This is a genomic window from Janthinobacterium sp. BJB446, assembly GCF_002735655.1.
GTDB classification, from domain to species: domain Bacteria; phylum Pseudomonadota; class Gammaproteobacteria; order Burkholderiales; family Burkholderiaceae_D; genus Janthinobacterium; species Janthinobacterium lividum.
This window is the reverse complement of sequence record NZ_PDZK01000001.1, coordinates 302076-327895: the sequence shown is the minus strand read 5'-3', so window position 1 is coordinate 327895 and position 25820 is coordinate 302076. Positions and strand designations below refer to the sequence as shown.

The 25820-nt window shown below is 61.7% G+C and carries 22 protein-coding genes and 2 tRNA genes; 5 read left to right on the top strand and 19 right to left on the bottom strand.

Annotation, left to right across the window (positions count from 1 at the left end; genetic code table 11):
* Window positions 1-95 precede the first annotated feature (95 nt).
* Both CSQ92_RS01525 and CSQ92_RS01520 read right to left on the bottom strand, forming a co-directional pair.
* Window positions 96-1235, bottom strand: a complete 1140-nt coding sequence (locus CSQ92_RS01525; protein ID WP_099393044.1) for an AAA family ATPase — start codon at window positions 1233-1235, stop codon at window positions 96-98.
* Window positions 1232-2119 carry an RNA ligase family protein gene (locus CSQ92_RS01520; protein WP_099393043.1) on the bottom strand — a complete coding sequence of 296 codons (888 nt, stop codon included), beginning with the start codon at window positions 2117-2119 and terminating at the stop codon, window positions 1232-1234. Before CSQ92_RS01520 ends, CSQ92_RS01525 begins: the two co-directional genes overlap by 4 nt.
* 431 nt (window positions 2120-2550) lie before the next feature.
* Between CSQ92_RS01520 and CSQ92_RS01515 the strand changes: the two genes are divergently transcribed.
* On the top strand, window positions 2551-3948 hold the full coding sequence (locus CSQ92_RS01515) for an RtcB family protein (protein WP_180276908.1): 1398 nt from the start codon (window positions 2551-2553) through the stop codon (window positions 3946-3948).
* Here CSQ92_RS01515 and CSQ92_RS01510 read toward each other — a convergent pair.
* The 8 genes from CSQ92_RS01510 to CSQ92_RS01475 form a co-directional block, all read right to left on the bottom strand.
* Window positions 3938-4717: a sulfite exporter TauE/SafE family protein gene (locus tag CSQ92_RS01510; protein WP_099393041.1), complete on the bottom strand. Its 780-nt coding sequence runs from the start codon at window positions 4715-4717 to the stop codon at window positions 3938-3940. The genes CSQ92_RS01515 and CSQ92_RS01510 overlap by 11 nt on opposite strands.
* Window positions 4707-5708, bottom strand: a complete 1002-nt coding sequence (gene pta / locus CSQ92_RS01505; protein WP_099393040.1) for a phosphate acetyltransferase — start codon at window positions 5706-5708, stop codon at window positions 4707-4709. Before pta ends, CSQ92_RS01510 begins: the two co-directional genes overlap by 11 nt.
* A 212-nt stretch (window positions 5709-5920) precedes the next feature.
* On the bottom strand, window positions 5921-7735 hold the full coding sequence (xsc, locus tag CSQ92_RS01500) for a sulfoacetaldehyde acetyltransferase (RefSeq protein WP_099393039.1): 1815 nt from the start codon (window positions 7733-7735) through the stop codon (window positions 5921-5923).
* A gap of 226 nt (window positions 7736-7961) precedes the next feature.
* Window positions 7962-8972 carry a porin gene (locus tag CSQ92_RS01495; RefSeq protein ID WP_070278740.1) on the bottom strand — a complete coding sequence of 337 codons (1011 nt, stop codon included), beginning with the start codon at window positions 8970-8972 and terminating at the stop codon, window positions 7962-7964.
* Between the two features lie 84 nt (window positions 8973-9056).
* Window positions 9057-9881 (bottom strand): thiazole synthase, encoded by an 825-nt coding sequence (locus tag CSQ92_RS01490; RefSeq protein WP_034786137.1) that lies wholly within the window; start codon window positions 9879-9881, stop codon window positions 9057-9059.
* A complete protein-coding gene (locus tag CSQ92_RS01485; RefSeq protein ID WP_099393038.1) occupies window positions 9878-11221 on the bottom strand; it encodes a D-amino acid dehydrogenase in 1344 nt (447 codons plus the stop codon). The genes CSQ92_RS01490 and CSQ92_RS01485 overlap by 4 nt, the downstream gene beginning before the upstream one ends.
* Window positions 11222-11237: 16 nt before the next feature.
* Entirely contained in the window at window positions 11238-12302 is a 1065-nt protein-coding gene (locus CSQ92_RS01480; protein WP_099393037.1) for a YeiH family protein, read from the bottom strand.
* A gap of 204 nt (window positions 12303-12506) precedes the next feature.
* Window positions 12507-13376: an NAD(P)-dependent oxidoreductase gene (locus CSQ92_RS01475; protein ID WP_070278732.1), complete on the bottom strand. Its 870-nt coding sequence runs from the start codon at window positions 13374-13376 to the stop codon at window positions 12507-12509.
* A 259-nt stretch (window positions 13377-13635) separates the two neighbouring features.
* Between CSQ92_RS01475 and CSQ92_RS01470 the strand changes: the two genes are divergently transcribed.
* Window positions 13636-14289, top strand: a complete 654-nt coding sequence (locus CSQ92_RS01470) for a PEP-CTERM sorting domain-containing protein (RefSeq protein ID WP_257219098.1) — start codon at window positions 13636-13638, stop codon at window positions 14287-14289.
* Window positions 14290-14337: 48 nt separating this feature from the next.
* Here CSQ92_RS01470 and hisC read toward each other — a convergent pair whose 3' ends face one another.
* Entirely contained in the window at window positions 14338-15396 is a 1059-nt protein-coding gene (hisC, locus tag CSQ92_RS01465; RefSeq protein ID WP_099393035.1) for a histidinol-phosphate transaminase, read from the bottom strand.
* A gap of 123 nt (window positions 15397-15519) precedes the next feature.
* Between hisC and CSQ92_RS01460 the strand changes: the two genes are divergently transcribed.
* A complete protein-coding gene (locus CSQ92_RS01460) occupies window positions 15520-16182 on the top strand; it encodes a hypothetical protein (protein WP_143450256.1) in 663 nt (220 codons plus the stop codon).
* Between the two features lie 163 nt (window positions 16183-16345).
* On the opposite strand, the gene CSQ92_RS01455 is transcribed toward CSQ92_RS01460, so the two are convergent.
* From CSQ92_RS01455 to CSQ92_RS01435, 5 genes are all read right to left on the bottom strand, one after another.
* A tRNA-Ser gene (locus tag CSQ92_RS01455) sits at window positions 16346-16435 on the bottom strand.
* Between the two features lie 346 nt (window positions 16436-16781).
* A tRNA-Ser gene (locus CSQ92_RS01450) sits at window positions 16782-16871 on the bottom strand.
* 76 nt (window positions 16872-16947) lie between these two features.
* Complete coding sequence (gene serS, locus CSQ92_RS01445; RefSeq protein WP_099393033.1) at window positions 16948-18237, bottom strand: serine--tRNA ligase; 1290 nt, start codon at window positions 18235-18237, stop codon at window positions 16948-16950.
* Between the two features lie 147 nt (window positions 18238-18384).
* Window positions 18385-18588, bottom strand: a complete 204-nt coding sequence (locus CSQ92_RS01440) for a hypothetical protein (protein ID WP_034786145.1) — start codon at window positions 18586-18588, stop codon at window positions 18385-18387.
* Between the two features lie 149 nt (window positions 18589-18737).
* On the bottom strand, window positions 18738-20159 hold the full coding sequence (locus CSQ92_RS01435; protein WP_034786377.1) for an aminotransferase-like domain-containing protein: 1422 nt from the start codon (window positions 20157-20159) through the stop codon (window positions 18738-18740).
* Between the two features lie 180 nt (window positions 20160-20339).
* Between CSQ92_RS01435 and CSQ92_RS01430 the strand changes: the two genes are divergently transcribed.
* Complete coding sequence (locus tag CSQ92_RS01430) at window positions 20340-20630, top strand: DUF2917 domain-containing protein (RefSeq protein WP_180276907.1); 291 nt, start codon at window positions 20340-20342, stop codon at window positions 20628-20630.
* Entirely contained in the window at window positions 20627-21379 is a 753-nt protein-coding gene (locus tag CSQ92_RS01425; protein ID WP_099393031.1) for an NAD-dependent epimerase/dehydratase family protein, read from the top strand. The genes CSQ92_RS01430 and CSQ92_RS01425 overlap by 4 nt, the downstream gene beginning before the upstream one ends.
* Before the next feature lie 2 nt (window positions 21380-21381).
* On the opposite strand, the gene CSQ92_RS01420 is transcribed toward CSQ92_RS01425, so the two are convergent.
* The 3 genes from CSQ92_RS01420 to CSQ92_RS01410 all read right to left on the bottom strand — a co-directional run bounded on the left by CSQ92_RS01420 (window position 21382) and on the right by CSQ92_RS01410 (window position 25797).
* Window positions 21382-22701, bottom strand: a complete 1320-nt coding sequence (locus CSQ92_RS01420) for a replication-associated recombination protein A (RefSeq protein ID WP_034758659.1) — start codon at window positions 22699-22701, stop codon at window positions 21382-21384.
* A gap of 73 nt (window positions 22702-22774) precedes the next feature.
* Window positions 22775-23431, bottom strand: a complete 657-nt coding sequence (lolA, locus tag CSQ92_RS01415) for an outer membrane lipoprotein chaperone LolA (RefSeq protein ID WP_034786149.1) — start codon at window positions 23429-23431, stop codon at window positions 22775-22777.
* A gap of 5 nt (window positions 23432-23436) precedes the next feature.
* Window positions 23437-25797, bottom strand: coding sequence for a DNA translocase FtsK (locus tag CSQ92_RS01410; protein ID WP_034786152.1), 2361 nt, complete (start codon window positions 25795-25797; stop codon window positions 23437-23439).
* Window positions 25798-25820 lie beyond the last annotated feature (23 nt).

The window sequence follows — 25820 nt, the reverse complement described above, 5'->3', positions numbered from 1 at the left end:
ATACTCAGTTTGTTGCAATTTTAAAAATAAATATTATTATTTTGATTGCTTATATCCTTATGAAGAACCGGGGAACACACCGTTTCCGCCGCGCCTCAAGCGACGCAGTAACGCACGGCATGCGCTTCCATCGGCAAGGGGATTTCCCAGTTCCACAGCATCGACTGCAGTTTCTTGTTACTGAGCGATGTGTCGCGCTGGCCATTGCGCCGCAATAACTCCTTGCGTGGCTGCTCCAGGTACACGAGTTCCACCTGCGCGTGGTATTTATACAGCAGGTTGAGCGTCTTTTCGCGCATCAGCTTGGACAGATGCGTGGCATTCCACACGAACGGTTCGCCCTTGCGCAACAGTTCGCGCGCCCGCTCTTCCGCATAGTCGCCCACCTGCCCTTCTTTCTTGCCGTGCTTCAAGCCCAAGGCCGTCCGCGCATCGTCGAAGGACACGACAGGCAGGCGCGGATGGTGCTTCTCCACCCACGTATTCTTGCCCGAAGCAGGCAGGCCCGACATCACGATCACGTGCGAACCCGGCTCCTGAAACAGGGAATAATCGGGATGCGCCTCGGCGCCGCGAAAATATTTGACGCGCGTGTGATCGTCGACAAAGGCCTTGCGCTGACCGTAGCAACCCTCCTCGCGCGCCAGTTCGCGGAACAGCTCGATGGCGTCGAGTATGCGCTGCGGATCGGGACAGATCCGTCCACGGATATCGGCTTCGGCCAGCATGGCCAGCAAGCGGATATCGACCTGCCACGACAGTTCGCGCACGGTAAATTCCGGCGTGACGCCGCGCCGCGACGTTTCCAGTGCAAAGAAGGGCACTTGATGTACGTTAATCAGGCGGCAGATTTCCTCGCGCGCGGCAAACGGCACGTCGCAATCCCACAGGGCGATGCGCGCATCGAGGGCGCCCTTGCGCGAGTGGCCGGGCTGGCCGATGGCGCCCGTCACCGGGTCGATCACCGTGGTGCTGCACTTGGCCACGTCGTGCAGCAAGGCGGCGAGGAACACGATTTCCTGTTCTGCCCGCGTGGCTTGCTGGTAATCGGGCATGGCCAGCAGGAATTCCACCACCATCATCGTATGCGTCCACACATCGCCTTCCGCGTGATACACGGGGTTTTGCGGCGTCGTTTTCGCCAGTTCCAGCTGCGGGAAGGCGGCCAGGCAGGCATTGAAATCGGGCGACTGGCCCGCTTGCGGCACCAGTTGTTGTAACTGTTTCCAGTTCATCTTGTACTCCTTGAAAAGGTTGCCAGTTCGTCCAGCGACTGGCAGGTGTGCAAGCCCAGGCTTTCCCACGTCACCAGCGGCTGCGGCGCGTACAGGTCCACGCCTTCGGCCAGCTGGTTCGGGATCAAGGGCCGCGTGCTGTGGTGCGAACCGCTGTCGAGGATGGTTTGCGTAAAGTCATGGCGTACCAGCTTGTAGCGGGCCAGCACTTGCTCGTCGTCTTCCACTTTCAGGTACAGGCCTTCCGCGTGGTCGGACTTGTCCGTCTGCTTCCAGCACAGGTCCAGCGGCAGGCGTTCGCGCGCCACCGCGGTTTCAAAAGCGTCGCGCCACAGGCGGGACTTGGCCAGCGAATGGCGCAGCAACTGCCACAACTGTTTGGGCGACGAGGGCATCTTGCCCGCATACAGCACGGGGACGGAGAGTACGGGCGAGCCGGCCAGCATGGCGTGGCGGCGCGCCGTCGACAAAAACATTTGGCTGCGGCGGCAATACACGTCGAACTCGTTGAAATAATGGGGCAAGCGGTCGTAAAACACGGAATGCTTGCTGTACGACCATTCTCCAAACAGCACAAATTGGTCTTCCAGCAGATGCAGCAAGGCGTGTTCGTGCGCATGCGCCCACGGTTTCAACAGGTTGAACTGGCGTTCGCTGCCGCCGCCCGCCAGGTAATGGCCGCGCGACTGCAGCAGCACCTCGCCCGCATCGCTGAACGACACGGCAGAGTTGGCGCCATCGATTTTTTCCTCGATGACGACGTACTGGCCGGCCAGCTTTTTCAGGGGCATCTGGTCGGAACCGTCATCGCCGTCCTGCAGGCGCGAGCCTTCCAGGTGCGGCGTGCGCGGGTATTTGAATAAGGGTAATGATTGTAAAAACATAGCGTCCCACGCCGCGTTCACCGGGGCGTGTCCATACAGGGTCAGGGGTGCTGACGACGTGTTCGGGCGTGGACGATCGAGACCAGCGTCTCGGATACGTGTGCGGAGGGAGCAGTGCCGCAGCAATCGGGGGCGTCAACGCGCCGAACGATGCTGCAGAGAGCATTTCGTCAGCGTTAGCAGGTGATGGCGAAGAAGCGAGGCACTTTTGGCTCCAATAAGGAAGAGGTTCGAGAAAGAACCGCGAATATAAAGGCTGTTTGATTATTTTGCAAGTGGCGCTGCGTATCGTGCGCGCTCTTGCGCGCACCCCTCTCTTTGCAAGCGGCACAAAGTTTGCTAAGCTGGCGGCACTTCCTGTCGCTGCTGCGTGGAAAACAAACATGGCCCTTGCAAAAGGGCCGTGCATTCGTTATTTCCGGAGCAGAATCGTGTTTCCCCTATCAAGATTACAAAAAGCCCTGCGCCGCCAGGGCATCGCTGTCGCCTATGCCGACGGCATTTATACACTCAGCAATCCGCACGCGCAGGCGTCCGTGCTGCTGCCCCACAACTTTCCGCTCGAGGAAAAAGCCGTGCGCCAGCTGATGGAGTTTGCCGCCGTCAGCGTGCCCGGCCAGGATGGCCATGTGTGCAAGGCATGCGCCACGCCCGACTTCCACCCGGGCAGCATCGCGCCCGTGGGCAGCATCGTCGCCACCAGTGCCGACATGGTGATCCCCGCCATTCCCGGCACGGACATCGCCTGCGGCATGCGCCTGATCACGACGGGCCTGAGCCTGGCGCAGTTCGAGGCGCGCAAGCCGCAGCTGCTGGGCAAGCTCAAGCATGTGCTGCTGGAAGACGGCCGCAACGTGCCGCTGCGCTCGAAAGCGTTTGCCGCCCTGTTCGACGTGGGGCCGGAAGCGTTCATCGACAGCCTGCACAATGAGGGCTTGTGGCCCCGCGTCGACAAGCAACGCCTGCTGCGCGAGCTCGACGATTGCATCGCCTTGCGCGAACTGGGCGGCGGCTTGCGCCATGCGCCCGAAGCATTGGTTGGCACGCGCGAAGTGATACGCGACCCCAGCCTTGGCACCACGGGATCGGGCAACCATTTCGTGGAAATCCAGCTGGTCGATGCCGTCATGGACCGCCACGCCGCATACCGGCACGGACTGGTGCCTGGCGAAGTGGTCGTCATGATCCACAGCGGCAGCCGCGACGTGGGCTTTTTTGTCGGCAGCCGCTGGATGGACCGCGCCAAAGAGGCCTGGCCGAAAGGCGTGCGCCACCCGCAGTCCGGCCTGTACGGCTTGACGGGCGAACTGGCCGGCGACTACATGGACGCCATGGGCGTGGCATCGCGCTATGCCTGGGTCAACCGCATGGTCCTGGCCGAGCTGGTGCGCGACAGCCTGTCGCAGGTGTATGCGCACGATACCTCTCGCCTGGTGGTGGACGTGCCGCACAACGTCATCCTGCGCGAGCACGGCATGAACATCCACCGCAAAGGTGCCACGCCGGCGCGCGAGGGCGACCTGGCGCTGATTCCCGGCTCCATGGGCGATTATTCCTATGTGGCAACGGGCATGGGCAATCCGGACTGGCTGTGGTCGTGCTCGCATGGCGCGGGGCGCAGCATCCGCCGCCAGGCCATGCGCGCCATGCGGCCCACGGTGGGCGGCGACGAGATGGCGTTCCAGTGCGTGACTTTGCGCGAAGAACGCCGCGTCGAGGAAGCGCCGATGGCGTACAAGAAGATCGGCCCCGTCATCGCCGCGCAGGAGGAAGCGGGCTTGCTGCAATCGGTGGCGCGCTTGAAGCCCCTGCTGACGTTCAAGGCCTGAGCAATTGCGGCACGGCGGCCGCCATCAATGAGATACCGATGGCGGTCAGCACGCCAAACGCGATGCGGCGCATGCCGCGCTGAGCGATCGGTGGCGGATAGCGCTTGCCGGCCATCGTGGCCAGCACGCCCACGGGCAAGGCCAGCGCGCACAACAGCAAGACTTTCGCGTCGAGCTGGCCCTGGCTGCCCGCCATCAGCGAACGCCCGCCCGCGCTGATGGCGAACAAAAAGATCAGGCTGTAGCGGATGGTTTTCAAACTCATTTCCTGGCGGTAAAACTGGTACACGAGCGGCGGTCCCGCCAGCGAAAACAGGCCCGAGAACAGGCCGCCGCACACGCCGCTGATGAAGAAGCTGCGCTTGTCCGCCGCGCCCGGTCCCGGCGGCGCCTGCAGCAGGATGCTGACGCCGCCATACACGATGGCCGCGCCCAATAACAGTTTCAGGACGGGCGCATACGCCTGGTCCAGGTATCCCAGTAACAGCACGCCGGCCGCCATGGCCGGCAGCAAGCCGATGCTGGCCGCGCGGATGGCGCGCCAGTCCAGGTGGTGCAAGGCGCCCGGCAAGGCCACCAGGCAATTCGCCAAGGACAACAAACTGACGAGGGCCGCCAGCGCGGGCACGGGCGCCAGGCCCAGGCCGCTGGCTACGCCCATGACGATCATGCCCAGGCCAAAACCCGTGACGGTCTGAAAATACGTGCCCGCCGCCACCACGCCCAGCAGCGCCAGCACCGGCAAGCTGAACAGGAAGTCAGCGTCCACCCTGGGCCTGCACGGACGTGACGGCAATCACGTTGTACACGTCAATCGCGCTGCAACCGCGCGACAGGTCGTTGGCGGGTTTCTTCAAGCCTTGCAGCAGGGGGCCGATGGCGACGGCGCCGCCCATGCGCTCAGCCAATTTATAGCCGATATTACCCGCGTCGAGGTTCGGGAACACCAGCACGTTCGCGCGGCCATTGACGACGGAATCCTTGACTTTTCTCTGCGAAATCTCGGCCACGATGGCCGCGTCGAGCTGCACGTCGCCATCGATGGCCAGCAGCGGACGCTGGGCCTTGACCCGGTCTGTTGCCGCATGCACCTTGTCGACGGCCGCGTGGTGGGCGCTGCCGCTGGTGGAAAACGACAGCATGGCCACGCGCGGTTCTTCCATCAGCAACGCTTGCGCGCTGTCGGCGGCGGCCATGGCGATGTCGGCCAGTTCCTCGGCCTTCGGGTCGACAACGAGGGCGCAGTCGGAAAAGATGAAACCGCCCTTGAGGCTGTGGAAAGGTTCGCACAGCATCATCAGGAAAAAGCTCGACACCAGCTTGAAGGCCGGATCGACGCCGATGATCTGGATGGCGCTGCGCACTACGTCTGCCGTCGTGTGCACGGCTCCCGCCACGCAGCCATCCGCGTCGCCCAGGCGCACCATCAGGTTGGCATAGCACAGCGGATCCTGCACGGCGATCCTCGCCCGCTCCACCGTCATGCCCTTGGCCTGGCGCAGCACAAACAATTGCTGGGCATAGTGTTCCGACTCGCTGGACTCTGCCGGGTCGATCAGGCGCACGCTATCCAGGTCCAGCGCATGTTCGCGCGCCAGGGCCAGGATGGCGGCCGGCTTGCCGACGATGGTGATGTGCGCCAGGCCTTCGCTTGCCGCCCGCGCAGCTGCCTGCAGCACGCGCACGTCGTCGCCCTCGCACAACACGATGTTCTTCGGCACGGTGCGGGCTTGCTCGATGATGCGGTGCAGGGCTTTCATGGGTACTCCAATTCGGTAAAAAAAGTGCCGGAACCACGCAAGCATGAAGATGGTTCCGGCACATAAAACCCGGCAAGCCGGGGTCATACAAGGATCGGTCAGGGTGGTGTCGGATTACGCCGGGCCTAGGCCCGGCTAATCCGACCTACACAGTCGCGTAGGTTGGGTAGGTTGGATTTGCCCAGAGGGCGTAATCCAACAACACCAGCAAATCAGACGTAGTCTTTATATTTATCCAGGTGACGCACGGGTTTGCTCAGCGCATCGCGGCGGAACGGGTCGCCCAGCTCGCGCGTGCACATGATTTCGATGATGGTGGTCTTGCCCTCATTCATCTGCATGTCGATCGCCTTTTTCAAGGCCGGGCCCACGTCTTCCAGCTTGTCGACCGTGATGCCTTCGGCGCCCATGGCGCGCGCGATTTCCGCGAAGCTCTGGTTGTCGAGTTCACCTGCCACGAAGCGGCGGTTGTAGAAATCGACTTGGTTTTTCTTTTCCGCACCCCACTGGCGGTTGTGGAACACCACGGCCGTCACGGGAATGTTGTGGCGCACGCAGGTCATCGTTTCCATCAGGCTCATGCCCCAGGCGCCGTCGCCCGCATACGACACGGCTGGACGGTGCGGTGCGGCAACCTTGGCGCCGATGATGGTCGGGAAGGCATAGCCGCAGTTGCCAAAGCTCATCGCCGCAAAGAAGCTGCGCGGCTTTTCGAAGCGCAAGTAACTATTGGCTACCGAGTTGATGTTGCCGATGTCGGTCGACACCATCACGTCTTCCGGCATCGCCTTTTCCAGCTCGCGCAAGACCTGGCGCGGGTGCAGATAGTTGCCCGGCTCCTTCTTCTGCTCTTCGATCATGTCCAGGCTGTACGCATCCTTCTCGTGCGTCCAGTTCGTCAATTCCTCTTCCCACGCGGCCTTTTCCGCTTGCACGGTGGCATAGCGCTCGTCGCGCGTGGCATCGCAATCGAGCGTCTTGCCGTCCAGGCGCGCAATAATCGCCTTGGCGGCGGCCTTGGCGTCGCCGCAGATGCCGACTGAAATCTTTTTCACCAGCCCCAGCATCTTGTTGTCGGCGTCGATCTGGATGATTTTCGCGTTTTTCGGCCAGTAATCCATGCCGTGCTGCGGCAAGGTGCCGAACGGTCCCAGGCGCGAACCGAGGGCCACGACGACGTCGGCCTTGGCGATCAGTTTCATGGCTGCCTTGGAACCCTGGTAGCCGAGCGGGCCGCACCACAGCGGATGGCTGGCAGGGAAGGAGTCGTTATGCAGGTAGCTGTTGACGACGGGTGCGCCCAGGCGTTCGGCCAGGGCCTTGCACTCTTCGATGGCTTCGCCCATGACGACGCCGCCGCCCGAGATGATCACAGGGAACTTGGCTTTCGCCAGCAATTCCGCCGCATCGTTCAGGCTTTGTTCGCCGCCGGCGCCGCGGTCCAGGCGGTTCGGTTTCGGGATTTCCGCCTTGATTTCGCCATAAAAATAGTCGCGCGGGATGTTCAATTGCGTCGGCCCCATTTCCGACATGGCGCGGTCAAAACAACGGCCCGTGAATTCCGCCATGCGGGCCGGATTCGTCACATGACCTTGATATTTCGTGAATTCCTCGAACATCGGCAGCTGGTTCGCTTCCTGGAAACCGCCCAGGCCCATGCTCATCGTGCCCGTCTCAGGGGTAATGATCACGACGGGCGTGTGCGCCCAGTAGGCGGCGGCAATGGCGGTCACGCAATTGCTGATGCCGGGGCCGTTCTGGCCGATGACGACGCCATGGCGGCCCGAGACGCGGGCATAGCCGTCGGCCATGTGGCCGGCGCCCTGCTCGTGCACGACGGGAATCAAACGGATGCCGGCCGGGGCAAAGATATCCATCGGGTCCATGAAGGCCGAGCCCATGATGCCGAACATGTCGGTCACGCCATTGGCGGCCAGAGTTTCCACGAACGCTTCGGAAGGCGTCATCTTTTGCGGGCCCACAGGTATCGCTGCGGCGGCGGCTTTTTGGTCGGACAAATCGGTCATGGCTCAGTCTCCTTACGGTTTTATGAAAAATCGGTATATTTTGTTCCGATATTTGAAATACGTGTTCAATTTAACGGTTGCGAAATGCGCTGTCAATGAAAATTCATGAAAAATCGGACTGTTTCATTCCTGAATCCGGAATCCGTGACTTAGGTCCACTCCTGAAACAACAATGGCGGCTTATCCGCAACAGACAAGCCGCCATCGCTCTCCTTCTGCGCCGCGCTTAGAACTTCAGGCGCATGCCGGCCGTGAAGGCGCTCGAGTTATGCCCAGGCAAGGGCACGCTGCCGCCGCTGGAGGCATCGCCAACAAAATTGGTGCCCGCGCCATCGTTGTTGATGCGGCCGTACGAGGTGTACAGATTCGTGCGTTTGGACAAGGCATAGGTATAGCCGATGGCCAGCTGGCGCCCGCCGCGGCGCGCATTCGTGCGGTCATCCTTCTTGATGTAGGACGCCATCACGCTGCCCGCCGCGCCTACAGGGGCCGACGCACCCAGCATGTAGTTGCGGAAATCCGTGCCCGCATCATCCTTGTCCGTCTCATACGCGGCGTGCAGCTTGGCGGGACCGAAGTCATAGGTGCCGCCCAGCAAGGTCACTTTCGCCGTGTTCAACGGCGTATCCTTGCGGTTGTCATGCGCCAGCGTCAGTACCAGCGGGCCATTGGCATAGTCGATGGAAAAGTCGATGGTGCGGCCCAGGGTGTTGCTGTCCGGCTTTTCGCCCAAGCCATACATGATGGCGGCCGACAAGCCGTTCACCTTCGGCGTTTCATACATGATGGAGTTTTTCGTGCGCAGGCTGGCCACGCTCATCAGGTTGATCGAAGCGCCCGTCATGCCCGTCTCGAAGGGGTCGATATTGTCCAGCGCGGTAAACAGCGGATTGTGCTGCAAGCCCAGGTTTACGGCGCCGAATCCGCCCGACAGGCCCACGTAAGCCTTGCGGCCAAACAAGGCGCCCTGGCGGTTGGCGCCCGTATCCACGTCGAGGCCGTTTTCCAGCAAGAAATTGGCTTTCAGATTGTTGCCCAGGTCTTCCGTGCCCTTGAAGCCGATGCGGCTGCCCGACTGCACGCCGGTGGCCAGCTTGGTGACGGAACCGTCCGCGCCGCCATGTTCGGAGGTCAGGCCCGCGTCGAGCAAGCCGTACACGGTGACGGACGATTGGGCGCTGGCGTTGCCGGCGAAGAAGGAGGCCAGGATGGCTGCCGCTACGAGTGTGTGTTTCATGTCATCTCCAGGTATTGTGGTTTTTATAAACGCTTGAAACGATAATCAACTACGGTGCTGCAAACTGCGGGTAAATGCGGCGGCTCAGGCGATCAGCCCGGCCATTGGCGACGACGGCGAGGCGCGCATGGCGCCAGGCTGTGTCATACTTTTCGGCATGCGTCCGGCCAGGTAAGCCTCGCGTCCGCCCTGCACTGCCAGTTTCATGGCGCGCGCCATGCGTATCGGTTCGCGCGCCGCCGCGATGGCGGTATTCATCAAAATGCCGTCGCAACCGAGTTCCATGGCGATGGCCGCGTCCGACGCCGTGCCCACGCCCGCGTCGACCAGCACGGGCACGCGGGCTTGCTCGATGATCAGCGACAGATTCCACGGATTCAGAATGCCCATGCCCGAGCCGATCAGGGACGCCAGCGGCATGACGGCGATGCAGCCGAGGTCTTCCAGCATGCGCGCCTGGATGGGGTCGTCGCTGCAATACACCATCACCTGGAAGCCGTCGCGCACCAGCTCCCCGGCCGCCTTCAAGGTTTCAGGCATGTTCGGGAACAAGGTCTTTTCATCACCGAGCACTTCCAGCTTGCACAGCGGGTGGCCGCCCAGCAGCTCGCGCGCCAGCTGCAAGGTATAGACGGCGTCGCGCGCGTTGTAGCAGCCGCCCGTGTTGGGCAGGATCGTGTATTTCGATGGCGGAATGAAGTCGAGCAGGTTCGGCTCGCCCTTCTCCTGGCCGATGTTGACCCTGCGTATCGTCACGGTGACGATCTCGGCGCCGCTCTCTTCGATGGCCAGGCGCGTTTCCTCGAAATCCTTGTATTTGCCCGTGCCCACCAGCAGGCGCGACTGGTAGGTGGTGCCGGCCAGGGTCAGGCCGCCCGGTGCTTGGCTGGGGGTGGCGTCGTCTCTCATCTTGATCTCCTGTGCAATTCATTTAAACCAGAAGCAAAATCCGGGGTCGGACCCTGAGGGTCCGACCCCAGCCTTTTTCCTTGGGTTTCCCCGCAAAACGCAAAATCGACTTCCGGCCGGCGTCCCGACACAAGGTCCGCGATCGCCCTGCCCGCGCCGCAGCCCATGGTCCAGCCCAGGGTGCCGTGACCCGTGTTGAGGAACAGCTGACGGTAGCGCGTGGCGCCGATATACGGCACGTTCGAAGGCGTCAGGGGGCGCAGGCCGGCCCAGTAGACGGGGTCGCCGTAATCGCAGGCGCGGGGAAACAGCGCCTGCACGCGGCGCGTGATGGCGGCGCAGCGCACGGGGTTCAGTTCGCGCGTGTACCCGTTCAGCTCGCACGTGCCCGCCACGCGCAGGCGTTCGCCCAGGCGCGAAAACACGAGCTTGTGGCCATCGTCCGTCAGCGAGACGGTCGGTGCGGCGGATGGCTCAAGAATCGGATAGGTGGCGGAATAACCTTTGCCCGGATACAGCATCAAGCGCATGCCCAGCGGCTGCAGCAAGGGCGCGGAAAAGCTGCCCATGGCCACCACCACGGCGTCCGCGTGTTCCAGGCGATGGCGCCCTTGCGCATCGATGCATTCCACGCCCGTGATGCGTTCGCCGTCCGCCAGCAAGCGCGTCACGGTGCTGCCGTACTGGAAATCCACGCCGGCCGCGGCGGCGCGCGCGGCCAGCGCCGTGGTAAACAAATGCACGTCGCCCGACTCGTCGCTGGCCGTGAAGTCGCCGCCGACGATGTGCTGGCGGGCATGGGCCAGGGCCGGTTCCAGCCGTATCACTTCATCGGCGCTGACGGTATTGCGCGGGCAGCCCAGCTCGCGCAAGAGGGCGGCGCCCGACTGCGATTTATCGAACTCCTGCTGGTCCGTATAGAAATGCAGAATGCCGCGCTCCAGGTGGTCATATTCGATACCCGTTTCGCGGCGCAGGGATTGCAAACTCTGCCGGCTGTACTCGGCCAGGGCGACGATCTGCCGCATATTGCGCGACACGCGCGACGGCAGGCACTCGCGCAGGTAATGCAGCGCCCACTGCCATTGCAGCGTATCGAGGCGGGGCCGGAACAGCAGCGGCGCGTCGTCCTTGCCCAGCCAGCGCACGACCTTGCGCAGGGTGGCAGGGTTGGCCCACGGTTCCGCATGCGAGACGGAAATCTGCCCGCCATTGCCGAAGCTGGTTTCCTGCGCGGCGCCCGGCTGGCGCTCGAACACGCGCACATCGTGGCCAGCCTGGCGCAAGTACCAGGCCGATGCCGTGCCGACCACGCCGGCGCCGAGGACTAGGATCTTCATGGCAGGCCCGGCTCGCTTAGCGCGTCAGCAGCACGGCGATGGCGACGAAGGCGGCGATCCATACGGTTTCCATCACCAGCATGATCACGGGACGCCAGCCCAGCGAGGCCAGCGACTGGAACGACGTTTTCACGCCCAGCGCGGCAATGGCGATGACGAGGCAGGCGCGCGAGGCATTGTTGATCCAGCCATTCACTTCCTGCGGAATCAGGCCCAGGCTATTCGTGATGACGAGCCACACAAAGCCGATCAGGAAGAATGGCACGAGCGGCGGCGCATCGACTTCGCTCTTGCCGTCCTTGCGCTTGAACATGATCGACAGGCCCAGCACGACAGGCACGAGGCAAGCGACGCGCGTCAGCTTGACGAAGGTGGCCACGTCGCCCGTGTGGTTGCTGACCAGGTAGCCAGCGCCCACCACTTGCGCCACGTCATGAATCGTGCCGCCGATGAACACGCCCGCCTCCGTCGGGTCAAAGCCCAGCAGCTTGACCAGCAGCGGGTAGACGATCATGGCCAGGGTCGACAAGGTCGTCACGCCCACCACCGTCAGCAGCGTGAATTTTTCGTTTTCCTTGGTTTGCGGCAGCACGGCCGAGATGGCCAGCGCGGCCGAGGCACCACAGATGGCCACGGAACCGCCCGACAAAATGCCTTCCGTGATGGGGCGTTTCAGCCACCTGGCCAGCAGGTAGCCGAAGCCCAAAGTTGCCACCAAGCCGCCGACGACAATCAATAACGGCGTCACGCCCACGGAAGCGATCTGGTTGAAGGTGATGCGCGCGCCCAGCAGGGCCACGCCCGTGCGCAGCAGCACCTTGCTGCAAAACTCGATGCCAGGCTTGCAGGTGGGGTCGGTGGCGAGGAAGTGGAAAGCCAGGCCGAAGAACAGCGCATACAGCAACTGAGGACCACCGTAATTGCTGGAAATAAAGGTGGCCGACAGGGCGATCACCAGCGCGATGGCCACGCCGGGCCAGCTGCGCAGCACGGCGCGGGGACGCCAGATGGCAACGGCGGAAGACAGATAGGGAATGTTCTTGTCGACAACGCGTGTTATCGCTGAGGAGTTGGTTTTCATGCGGGTCCGCTCATAATGTTTTAAAAATTGGGACATTTCATCTCGTTTTTTAATAATACACGATGAGCTAGCGAAGTCCATGCTTTTCCATGAAAATCGAAACCGGATGTTCCGGAAACTGACGTTTTAAGGTTAATGCTGGCGTAAACGACAAGCGGCGCGGCCCTGTGCAGGGACGCGCCGCCGTGGCTGGCCGTTGAACGATTACTTTTTGTTCAGGCGGGTAATCAGGCTGGATGTATCAAAGCGGTTGCCGCCCGCCTGTTGCACTTCGCCATAGAACTGGTCCGTCAAGGTCGTCACGGGCAAGTCGCTGCCGTTGCGCTTGGCTTCGGCGAGGCAGATGCCGAGGTCCTTGCGCATCAGGTCGACGGCGAAACCGAAGTCGAACTTGCGCTCTATCATGGTCTTGCCCCGGTTTTCCAGCTGCCACGACTGCGCCGCGCCCTTGGAAATCACGTCGACGACCAGGGCCGCATCGAGGCCCGCGTTTTCCGCAAAGGCGATGCCTTCGCTCAAGGCTTGCACCAGGCCCGCGATGCAGATCTGGTTGACCATCTTCGTCAGCTGGCCGGAACCGGAAGCGCCCATGTAGGTGACGGCGCGCGAGAACAGGGCGATGACAGGCTCAGCCCGTGCATACGCTTCAGCATCGCCGCCCGCCATCACCGTCAGCTTGCCGTTTTCCGCGCCCGCCTGGCCGCCGGACACAGGCGCGTCGAGGAAGAACACGCCCTGCTCTTTCGCCGCCGCGTGGATGGTGCGCGCCGCTTCGGCCGAAGCCGTCGTGTGGTCGATCAGGATGCTGCCCGGCGCCATGGCGGACAGCAAGCCGCCCTCTTCCAGGATGACCTGGTACAGGTCGTTATCGTTGCCGATGCAGGTAAAGACGAACTCGGCACCGGCCGCCGCGGCAGCCGGCGTGGCGGCGCTGCTGCCCTTGTGCTGTTCCAGCCAGGCGGCCGCGCGGGCCGGGTTGCGGTTGTACACGGTGACGTCGTGCCCGCCCGCCGCCAGGTGACCTGCCATGGGGAAACCCATGACGCCCAAACCGATGAATGCCACTTTTGCCATATTGTCCGTCCTGTCGATGAATGAATCCGATTATTGTTGCACAAATGGCCCTTGGCGGCAGCATGGTGCGGCCCTACGCGACGTTTGGCGTACACGGAGTGGTGATTGGGAAACATCCGCTTTTCAGCTATACAAGACGAAAATTATCATAAAGAACTTTATATTGCATTTTTTTCTAGTTAATATTATATTGAATTGGCATTATAAATAAGTAAACTTTTGCCGCATCCTTTTCCCAACCCTTGTGAAGGAGTCGATCTTGCAAACTGCATTCTCCCGCCTGAAAATCATGAGCGCCGCCGCCCTGCTGCTCGCCGCCAGCGCCGCACACGCAGACATCACGGTGTTTACCAGCCAGTCCGCCTATCTGGCAGCGGTCGGCAATACCGGCGTCGACACCTTTGATGATTTGCCCATCGATGCGCTCGACGGCCCGCTGAACCGCAACGCGGGCAGCTATGCCTACACGGTCAGCAGCGTTGGCGCCTCGCCCATCCTGTATGGCGCAGGCACGGGCAGCGACAACTGGCTGAGCACGAACGACCGCAACGACAGCGTGGTGTTCTCCAACTTTTCCAGTGCCGTACGCGGTGTGGGGGGATTCTTCTTCGGATCGAACTTTGCCGGCGAATATGCCAATGGCCAGAGCATCACGCTGACGGCGCGCAATGCGCTGGGCGAGCTGCTCAGCTATGATCTGGCCCTGCCGACGCAAGCTTCGTTTATCGGCTTCGTGTCGTCGGGCGCATTCTCCGACCTGTCCGTCAGCACAGCCGGACAGATCGGCATCTGGCCAACCATCAATAACCTGTCCGTGTCGGCCGTACCGGAGCCAGCCACTTACGGCATGCTGCTGGGCGGCCTGGGCTTGCTCTGCTTCATGGCGCGCCGCCGCCGAGTCAGCCAGCAGTAAGCAAACTGGCGCCTGGTACGGCTGCCGGCAGCCGTACCAGGCCTGCCATCACGACAATATCTCGCGCAACGCCGCCATCAAGGCTGCGCACTCGCCCACATTACCAATGCTGATGCGCAAATACTGGCTGATGCGCGGCGCATTGAAGTGGCGCACGATCACGGAGCGGGCACGCAAGCCGGCGGCCAGTTGCGCCGCGTCATGCTGCGGGTGACGGGCAAAGACAAAGTTGGCCACCGAGGGCAGTACCTCGAAGCCCAGCGCCGCCAAGTCCGCCGTCAGCTGTTCGCGGGTGGCAATAACGGCCTGGCGCGTCTGCTGGAAATACGCTTCGTCGTGCAGCGATGCGACGGCCCCGGCCAACGCCAGCCGGTCCAGCGGATACGAGTTGAAACTGTTCTTCACTCTTTCCAGCGCCTCGATCAAGTCCGGATGCCCGAATGCACAGCCCACGCGCAAGCCGGCCAGCGAGCGCGATTTCGAGAACGTCTGCACCACCAGCAAGTTCGGATACCGCGCCACCAGGGCCACGGCGCTCTCGCCGCCGAAATCCACATACGCTTCATCGACCACCACCACGGCATCGGGATGGGCACGCAGCAAAGTTTCCACGCCGGCCAGCGGCAAGTCCACGCCCGTGGGGGCGTTAGGATTGGGGAAGATGATGGCGCCGCACGGCCCCTGGTAGTCTTCCGGACGGATGCGCATGGCATCGTCGAGCGCCACCGTGCGGTAATCGATGCCGTACAGCTTGCAATACACGGGGTAGAAGCTGTAGCTGATGTCCGGGAACAGCAGCGGCGCATCGTGCTTGAGCAAGGCCATGAAGGCCAGCGCCAGCACTTCGTCGGAGCCATTGCCGACGAACACTTGATTGCTGTTTAAGCCGTGGTAGTCGGCCAGGGTTTGCTTCAGTTCGCTGGCGGACGGATCAGGGTAGAGGCGCAGGCTGTCGTTGGCTGCTTCGCGCAGTGCGGCGAGCACCTGCGGCGACGGGCCATAGGGATTTTCGTTGGTGTTGAGTTTGACCAGGTTGGGCAGTTTGGGTTGCTCGCCCGGGATGTAGGGGGTCAGCTCGCTGACGATGTTGCTCCAGAATCGGCTCATTGCTTGGGTATGGGGACAGGATGGGGATACGGTAGATTACCATAGGGTGAGCGGGGTCAAGGCGGACACTATCGGCGAGGAGTAGCGTGGGCGGCATCGGCCCCAACGTGAAGAGGACGCAGCATGAACAGCATGCACAAGCTGAGCGATACGCAAATGCGGCATGGCGCGCTGGCGCAACAGTCACGCCAGCGCAAGATCGATGCGTGGCTACAGGTCGCAGCCAGTCTCAGCGAGCAGATCACCGTCGAATTGCAGACTGCCACGGAGCAGCTACAGGGCGAAGGAATGGCCGACTTGCAGCGCGTGACGGCGCTGGCGCAACGCCTGGCAAGCAATAGCAAAGCCATGCGCGATACCCTCGGGACACTGTTTGACAGCGGTGAAAAAAGCGAGGAGCATGCAGTGACAAGCACGGAGGATTGCGCCATGGACGAGCAAGTCAACACGCCGGGAAAGGACATGGCCAGTGTGAAACTGGACGTAAAGGATGTAAAGGCCGATGTGACTGACATCAAAGTCGATGTTGCGGACTTGAAAACCGATGTTGCGGACATCAAGGTGGATGTTGCCGGCCTGAAAACGGATGTTACTGCTCTCAAGACCGATGTCGGCGTTCTCAAGACGGATGTCAGTGGCTTGAAACTGGACCTCGCTGTGGTGCGCTCCAATTATGCGACCAAGTCCGATGTGGCTGAGGCGAAGTCGGCTGTCATCCTGTCGTGTGGGGGGACGATCGTTGCCATGTCGGGCGTCGCGTTTGCGGTGGCGAGGCTAGTGCATTAGATTGCGTTTGTGGGAGCGCTGGCTTTCAAAGCCTGAATGGAGGAAAAAACGCCTTGCGCTGCGCGCTTTGGGCGATTTTTTTTACCTGCCTTATTGCGCTGGCGGCTTGCACATGTGGCGGGTATAAAAAAAGCTCCCTTGCGGGAGCTTCTCTTATGTATTCTGGCGGAGAGGGTGGGATTCGAACCCACGGTACGATTTAACGTACGCTTGATTTCGAGTCAAGTACATTCGACCACTCTGCCACCTCTCCGTTTACTGCGGTCTATTCGTTCAAACTGACGTGCCTGTTTGAACGAGGCGCTATTTTAGCATGGGGATTGTTGGGTTGGGTAGGGGTTTTATTGGCGATTTGCAACTGAGGGCTGGTAGCCAAACCAAAAAACCAATCGGTCGATTCGGGGAGCCTCGTACAAGGCGCGGCTCGCCTTTGTAGACGCCACCTTGGCGCACGCTTAAAACCAAATTGACGATTCGGGGAGTCTCGCGCGAGTACGCGCTCGTCTTCGAATCCCACGCGCAAGGCGCGCAGGCGCCTTGCTCCTCTTCGCCGCCACAAATAAAAAAAGCTCCCTTGCGGGAGCTTTCTCTATTTGTTCTGGCGGAGAGGGTGGGATTCGAACCCACGGTACGATTTAACGTACGCTTGATTTCGAGTCAAGTACATTCGACCACTCTGCCACCTCTCCATTTGCTGCGGTCTTTCCCGCATTGCTGCGAGAAGGCAAGATTATAGCAGCCCGCGGCGAAAAGAAAAGGACTATTTTAGGCCTTCAGATGCGTCAGGCCACCCATGTACGGGCGCAGCACGGCCGGGATCTCGACGCTGCCGTCTGCCTGCTGGTAGTTTTCCAGCACGGCCACCAGGGTGCGTCCCACTGCCAGGCCGGAGCCGTTCAGGGTGTGGGCCAGCTCCGGCTTGCCGGCGGCATTGCGGAAACGCGCCTGCATGCGGCGGGCCTGGAAGGCTTCGCAGTTCGACAGGGACGAGATTTCGCGGTAGGTGTTTTGCGCCGGCAGCCACACTTCCAGGTCGAAGGTCTTGGTGGCGCCGAAACCCATGTCGCCCGTGCACAGCGACATCACGCGGTATGGCAGGCCCAGGCGTTGCAAAATCGTTTCCGCATGGCCGACCATTTCATCGAGCACCTGGTACGACGTGTCCGGATGCACCACTTGCACCATTTCCACCTTGTCGAACTGGTGCTGGCGGATCATGCCGCGCGTGTCGCGACCGTAGCTGCCCGCTTCCGAACGGAAGCATGGCGTATGGGCCGTCATTTTCAGGGGCAGTTGATCCAGCGCCAGGATTTCATCGCGTGCGATATTGGTCAGCGACACTTCCGACGTCGGGATCAGGTAGAAGGTCTCGCCCTCGCCTTCCGCGCCGCCTTTTTTCACCGAGAACAGGTCGGCTTCGAATTTCGGCAGTTGGCCCGTGCCGCGCAGCGAGTCGGCATTGACCATGTACGGGGTATAGCATTCCGTGTAGCCATGTTCGTCCACGTGCGTGTTGAGCATGAATTGCGCCAACGCGCGGTGCAGGCGGGCGATGCCGCCCTTCATGACGGAGAAGCGCGAACCGGTCAGCTTGGTGGCCACTTCGAAATCGAGGCCCAGCGGGCCGCCCACATCGACGTGATCCTTGACTTCAAAGTCAAAAGTGCGTGGCGTGCCGACCTTGCGCACTTCCACGTTGCCCGACTCGTCCGTACCCAGAGGCGACGATTCGTGCGGCAAATTCGGCACGGCCATGATGAAATCGCTCAGCTTGGCTTGCACCAGGGTCAGGGCCGCTTCATCGGCTTTCAGTTCATCGCCCAGGCCGGCCACTTGCGCCATCACGGCCGAGGTGTCTTCCCCCTTGCCTTTCAACATGCCGATTTGCTTGGACAGCGCATTGCGCTTGCCTTGCAGCTCTTCGGTGCGCGTCTGGATCGCCTTACGTTCGGCTTCGAGGGCATTGAAACCTGCCACGTCGAGCTGGAATTTGCGCGTCGCCAGGCGTTCTGCGACGGTGGCGATGTCTTTACGGAGAAGTTGGATATCTATCATGGGTGGATGGCGGTGCCGATGTATCGAAAGCACTCATTGTACCAAGACCCGTTCAGTTCTTTATGAGTTTTGCACATGGCCAACCATCGTCATGGCGGCATGGCCGGGCACTCGCACCCGCTTTACATTGTCTGCTTGGCTTATTGCTTAAATGAACGCGGCTTTTTCGGCAGCGGTCAGGCGGCGGGCGCTGACGGTAACGACGGGCATCGTGCTGTCGGCAGCCTGGGCGATCACGGTGCTGCTGGCGCTCACTTCCACCGTATTCGCGCCGGCGGTGGCGAAGCTGGCGCCGATGGCGATGATGGCGGCGGCGACAAAGGTGATTTCCATGTTTTTCAGTGCGTTCATGATGTTACTCCTGGTTAGTTTGTTTCGTTGACTGCTGCTGGTATGGTGGTACTTTAGCCAACGGCCGCGAACAACGCCACCGGCTTGCGACCAGCGGCGAAAAACAGGGAGCGAACGGTGAAAAACGGGGACTGAAGCGCAGAGAATAGTTACAAGGCATCCTTGACCAGACGCCCCAGGCGGCCAATGGCCTGCTCGATGCGCGGCGTCCACGCATTGCCGCAATTAAGGCGCAGATAATTGCCGAACTTGCCCGAGGCCGAGAACAGCTGGCCCGGCATATACGCCACGCCTTCCGCGATGGCCTGGCCGTGCAGTGCCAGCGCATCGATATGCGGCGGCATCTGCACCCACAGCACGAAACCGCCCTGCGGCTCGGACAGCATGCAGTCCGCCGGGAAGCTGGCCACCACGGCGTCGGACATGCGGGCGATGCGCTGCACCAGGGTGCGCCGCATCTTGCGCAGCTGCTGGTCGTAACTGCTGCCTTCCAAAAAGTCGGCCAGCACGGCCTGGAAGAAATGGCTGGTGGCACCGCTCGACACGGTTTTGAGCAGAGCCACTTCCTGCGCGAAACGCCCGGCCAGCACGTAGCCGACGCGCGACGCGGGCGTGATGGCCTTGGAAAACGAGGAGCACAGCAGCACATTGCCGCTCGTATCGTAGGCTTTCACGGGCCACGGCCGCTGCGGTGCAAAGCACAGGTCGCCATACACATCGTCCTCCACCAACGGAATATTGAATTCCGACAGCAGCCCCGCCAGCCGTTTCTTGTTTGCTTCCGGCATGACGCAGCCCAGGGGATTATTTGCGTTCGGCACGAACAGACACGCTTGCACGAGGCCGGCACGCAGGGCCAGCTCGAGCGCGTCGAGCGACGGCCCCGTCTTCGGGTCGGTGGGAATTTCCAGCGCCTTCATGCCCAGGCTTTCGATCATCTGCAGCAGCACGAAATACGTGGCCGACTCGATGGCGATGGTGTCGCCCGGCTTGGCGACGGCGCGCAGGCACAGGCTGATCGCTTCCGTGCAGGAATTCGTCACGACGATCTCTTGCGGGTCCAGCTTGCCCCAGTCCAGCGCCCGGCGCGCAACCTGGCGCAGGAAATTGCCTTCGCTGACGTCGTAGCAGCTGACTTTGCTCAATAAAGCGGGTTCGCGCCGCGCCACGGCGCTGATGGTGCGCTGCATGCGCTTGATGGGCAGTATCTCGTCGGGCGGCCAGGCCGTGCCCAGCTGCACGATATTCGCCGTCTCGTTGTCCTTCAGCACGCGCATCAACAGATTGTTGATGCCGACGAAGGCTGGCTCCTTCAAATGCTGGGCGTCGGCACTGCACGGGCGGCGTGGCGCGCGGTGGCGCACGAAATAGCCGGACTGGGGCCGAGCATCGACCTGCCCCCGGTCTTCCATCAAGCGCAAGGCTTGCATCACGGTACTGATGGAGATGCGCTTTTGCTGCGCCAGGTGGCGGATCGACGGCAGGCGGTCGCCGGGCGCAAACACGCGCGAGTCGATCAAGGCGCCCAGCTCGTTGGCCAGGTGCTCGTACAGATTCAAATGCGCGCTCATGTTCATCCTTTCAGTATGCGGCTGCCGCGCGTCGCCAGCACAGATACAGTTGCCGAGTTTTTTGATAAGCACAGTCTACGACAAGGGACACTGTATTCATGACAATTTCGTTTTCCTGCATCTGTCATGGTTCACCGCAAGGGCCTAAGCTGTTCCTGTCAGCACAACAGGAGCGATGCCATGCATACCGACCACGAATTACGCAGCGAACGGCCTTTACGCCTGGAAAAAGCGCATGCCAAGGTCATCGAATGCCTGTCCGGCACGGCGTGGATCACGGCCTACGCCCAGTTCGAGGATTGCGTGCTGCGCAGCGGCGAACGCTATACGATACCGAATGACGGCCTGGTGCTGGTCGAAGCCGTGGGCAGCGGACACATCCGCGTGCATGGGACTGCCGCACCCCGCCCTACCCTGCTGCGCTGGCTGAGCCTGGCACTGCCTCACACACTGAATACAAGGAATACATGACTAAAGAATCACTGCGTCAAGCACCTTTGCGCGTCCTCGTCACGGGCGCCGCCGGCGTTATCGGCACCGTTTTCTGGAAGAGCCGGCACGGGGAATTCTCCCTGCGCCTGGCCGACCTGCACACAGGCAAGCTGGCCGAAGCGCCCTGCCCATCCATTCAACTCGACGTGGCCGACTATGCCGCCTGCCTGGCCGCCTGCACCGATATCGACGTGGTGCTGCACCTGGCCGGCGTGCCGCACGCCAGCGCCGATTTCGATGCGCAATTGCTGCAGCCGAATATCCTCGGCACGCACAACATCTTCCGCGCGGCACAGGCGCAGGGCGTGAAAAGAGTCGTGTTTGCCAGCAGCGCGCAAGCCATTGAAGGCTATCCGCTGGATATGCAAGTGCAGGAAAACATGCCGGCGCGGCCCGCAAACATGTATGGCGCCAGCAAGGCCTTCGGCGAAGGCGTGGCCTCCGCGTTCGCGCACCAGCATGGCATGACGGCAATCGCGGTGCGCATCGCCAATGTGGCCAACTTTGCGCCAGGCCAGCAGCACAGCGCGCGCGACGTGGCCGCCTTCATCAGCGAACGGGACGTGGTGCAATTGCTGGCCCGCTGCGTGGCGGCCGACGTGCCGCCCGGCTACCACGTCGTGCATGGCGTGTCGGACAACCGCTACAAGCGTCTGTCCATCGCGGCGACGCGCCAGCTGGTGGGCTACGCGCCGCAGGATGACGGTTTTACCTTGCTGGGCTTGTAGCCTCAGCCCTTGCCGGCTGGTTTTCCCGCTTTGCGGTCCAGCTCGCGCAGCCAGGCCAATTTATCGGCGATCTTGCTTTCCAGGCCGCGCGGCACGGGCTGGTACCAGCCCGGTTCCGCCATACCATCCGGGAAATACGTTTCGCCGGCCGCATATGCATCGGGCTCGTCGTGCGCATAGCGGTAGGCGTGGCCGTAGCCCAGTTCCTTCATCAGCTTCGTCGGCGCATTGCGCAAGTGCACGGGCACTTCCTTGGATTTATCTTTCTTGACGAAAGCCATGGCCGTATTGAACGCGTTATAGCCGGCATTGCTTTTCGCGGCAATCGCCAGGTAAATCACGGCTTGGCCCAGCGCCAGCTCGCCTTCCGGCGAACCGAGGCGTTCATACGTTTCCGCCGCATCATTGACCATGGTCAAGGCACGGGGATCGGCCAGGCCGATGTCTTCCCAGGCCATGCGCACGATGCGCCGCGACAGGTAGCGCGGGTCCGCGCCCCCGTCGATCATGCGGCAAAACCAGTACAGGGCCGCGTCCGGGTTCGAGCCGCGCACGGATTTATGCAGTGCGGAAATCTGATCATAGAAATTGTCGCCACCCTTGTCGAAGCGGCGCGAATTGAGGGTCAATGCATTGTCGACGAAGGCCGCGTCGATCTTCGTCGTGCCCGTCGAACTGGCGGCCGTCTCGGCCTGCTCCAGCAAATTCAGGAAGCGCCGCGCATCGCCATCCGCGTAGCCGATCAGGGTGTCGGCGGCCGCCTCGTCGAAGGTCAGGTGCGTCAGGGCCGTGGATTGCGCCTTGGCCAGCAACTGCTTCATCTCGTCTTCGTTGAGCGATTTCAACACATATACTTGCGCGCGCGACAGCAGCGCCGAGTTCACTTCAAAGCTGGGGTTTTCCGTCGTGGCGCCGATGAACGTCACCAGGCCCGATTCCACGAAAGGCAGCAAGGCGTCCTGCTGCGACTTGTTGAATCTGTGGATTTCGTCGACGAACAGCAGGGTGTGCTTGCCGAACTGGTCCAGGCTGTGGCGGGCCTGGTCCATGGCTGCACGGATATCTTTTACGCCAGCAAACACGGCCGACAGGGCGATGAATTCGCTGTCGAAGGCGTTCGCCATCAGGCGCGCCAGGGTCGTCTTGCCCACGCCGGGCGGTCCCCACAAGATCATCGAGTGGGCCTTGCCCGCCTCGAACGCCAGGCGCAGCGGCTTGCCCACGCCCAACAGGTGCGTCTGGCCGATGACTTCGTTCAGGGTGGCCGGCCGCAAGGCTTCAGCCAGCGGCTGGCGCGGTGCGGTGGAAAAGAGATCCGCCATAATGAGTTACCTAATAAGAATGCAAAAGCCCCGCATTGCTGCGAGGCCGGCTCATACGCAAGGCGCGACAGTCTTAATTATTAATGACGTCGGCGCCCTTGGGCATGACAAATTTAAAGTGATTGGCCGAAAGCGCCGGATTTTTCTGGAAGTTCTTGAACGCCAGCACCGACGTCTGGCCGAACGAATCGCGCAATTCCATCGCTTCCGGCACGCCGTTGCGCAGGCCGATGGTAATTTCGTCAAACGTCGTGTCCTTGGCTTTCGGCGTCGCTTTCAGCCATTCCAGGCCATCGCGCGTGCCCGCTTCGGCCAGGGTGAAATTCTTTTCCAGGTCATTGCTGCCAAACAAAATCGCGGCCGGCGAGGAGCCGAGCGCGTCGCCCAGTTTCTTGACCGTCACCTGGCTCAAGTCCTTGTCGTAGATATATAGCTTGTCGCCGTCCGCTTGCAGCAACTGCTCGTATGGTTTCAGATACGTCCAGATGAACTTGCCCGGACGGGCAAACTCGAACGTGCCGCTGGCCGGCGTCGACACTTTCGCCTTGCCGCTGGCATCCGCCTTCTTGACTTGCCGCTGCACGAACTCGCCCTTGGCCGACTTGGTGCCGGCCGCAAAGCTCTTGAATTGCTCGAGGGCGCTGGCCGAGGCGCTGGCCGCGAACAGCAGGCTGCAGGCAACGCTGGCTGCGCCGATCATCATTTTTGCTGCGAAAGTCGTGTTCTTCATTCTGTTTACCCTTGTTCACTACTGGCCGCCGGCACCAGGATTTCCCGGTTGCCATTGGATTGCATGGTTGAGACCACCCCGCTCTGCTCCATCTGCTCAAGCAGACGGGCGGCGCGGTTGTAGCCGATGCGCAAGTGACGCTGCACCAGCGAAATCGAAGCGCGGCGGTTTTTCAGCACCACCGCCACCGCCTGGTCGTACAGGGCATCGGCCTCGCCGCCGCCCTCGCCCGGCGCGCCGCCTTCGGCGCCATCGCCTTCCAGGGTGCCGCCTTCGAGGATGCCCTCGATGTAATTCGGTTCGCCCTGCAGCTTGAGATGGCTGACAACGCGGTGGACTTCTTCATCGGAAACAAACGCGCCGTGCACGCGCATCGGCAAGCCGGTGCCGGGCGGCATGTACAACATGTCACCCATGCCCAGCAGGGTTTCCGCGCCCATCTGGTCGAGAATGGTGCGCGAGTCGATCTTCGACGAGACCTGGAAGGCGATACGCGTCGGGATATTTGCCTTGATCAGGCCCGTGATCACGTCTACAGATGGGCGCTGCGTGGCCAGAATCAAGTGCAAGCCGGCGGCGCGCGCCTTTTGCGCGATACGCGCGATCAATTCCTCGACTTTTTTACCCACCACCATCATCAGATCAGCCAGCTCGTCGATGATGATGACGATGGTCGGCAGTTTTTCCAGCGGCTCCGGCGAATCCGGCGTCAGGCTGAACGGATTCGGGATATGTTCTTCGCGCTTTTTCGCGTCGGCAATTTTCGCGTTATAGCCAGCCAGGTTACGCACGCCCATCTTGCTCATCAGCTTGTAGCGGCGTTCCATCTCGTTCACGGCCCAGTTCAGCGCATGGCCAGCCTGGCGCATGTCCGTCACGACGGGCGCCAGCAAGTGCGGAATGCCTTCATACACTGACATTTCCAGCATCTTCGGATCGATCAGGATCAGGCGCACGTCGAGCGGATCGGACTTGTACAGCAGCGACAAAATCGTCGCATTGATACCGACCGACTTACCGGAACCGGTGGTGCCGGCCACCAGCAAGTGGGGCATCTTGGCCAGATCCGCCACGACGGGCTTGCCAGCGATATCCTTGCCCAGCGCAATCGTCAGGCTGGACACGCCATCGTTGTAGACCTTGGAGCCGAGGATTTCCGTCAGGCGCACGATCTGGCGTTTACTATTCGGCAGTTCCAGCGCCATGTAGTTCTTGCCGGGAATGGTTTCCACCACCCTGATTGACGTCAAGGACAGCGAACGGGCCAGGTCGCGCGCCAGGCCGACGATCTGACTGCCCTTGACGCCCGTGGCCGGCTCGATTTCATAGCGCGTCACCACAGGGCCGGGGTAAGCGGCCACTACCTTGGCATCCACGCCAAAGTCGGACAATTTCTTTTCGATCAGGCGGCTAGTAAACTCCAGGGTTTCCACGGAGACTGTTTCCACCACGGGCGGCGCTTCATCGAGCAAGGACAGCGGCGGCAGCTTGCCGTCGCCAGGGGTTTCAAACAGATGCGCCTGGCGTTCCTTTTCCACGCGCTCCGATTTCACCACCGTCACAACCTGCGGCTCGATCTTCACGGGTGGCGCGGCCACATGTTTCTCCACGTGCTTGGCCCGCTCGATCACCACCACTTCGTCGCGGCGCACGGCGGCCACTTCGCCCTGGCGGCGGTCTTCGCGGTCCTGGTAGCGCAGCACGAACCAGTTGAAGGCGTCTTCGATGGCGCCGCCGATGCGCTCGGCCACTTGCAGCCAGGACACGTGGAAGAACAGACTGAAACCCAGGCCGAACAGCAGCAACAGCAGCAAGGTCGCGCCCGTGAAACCGAAGGCCACGTGGGCCGAGTGCCCCACCAGCTGGCCCAGCACGCCGCCCGGATCGCGTGGCAGCTGCACGTGCAGACTTTTCGCCATGCGCAGGTATTCGAGGCCCATGCTGCCGATCAGCATGATGGAGAAGCCGACGATGCGGATCAGCATCTCGACATGATGTTCGCGCTCCACCTCTTCCTCTTCCAGCAGGAAGCGCTTACTCAACCGGCGATAGCCATGCCACACCGTGCGCAGCAGCCACACGCACCACCACCAGGCGGAAAAACCGAAGATATACAGCAACAGATCGGAGAAGGTCGCACCGAGCTTGCCGCCCAGGTTGGCCACCTTATCGACGTTGGTGGCGTGCGACCAGCCGGGGTCGAGCTTGTTGAAGCTGGCCAATATCAGCACGAAATACAGGGCAAACGCGGCCAGCGCGAACCAGCGCGCCTCGGACAGCAGCCGCACCAGCCGGTTGGGCAAGGGCCGGCGTTCGACCGGTTTTCGGGTGTAGCTATTTTGATTGGCCTGGGCTGGTTTAGTCATTCTGGGAAGCGCTGCAAGGTGAT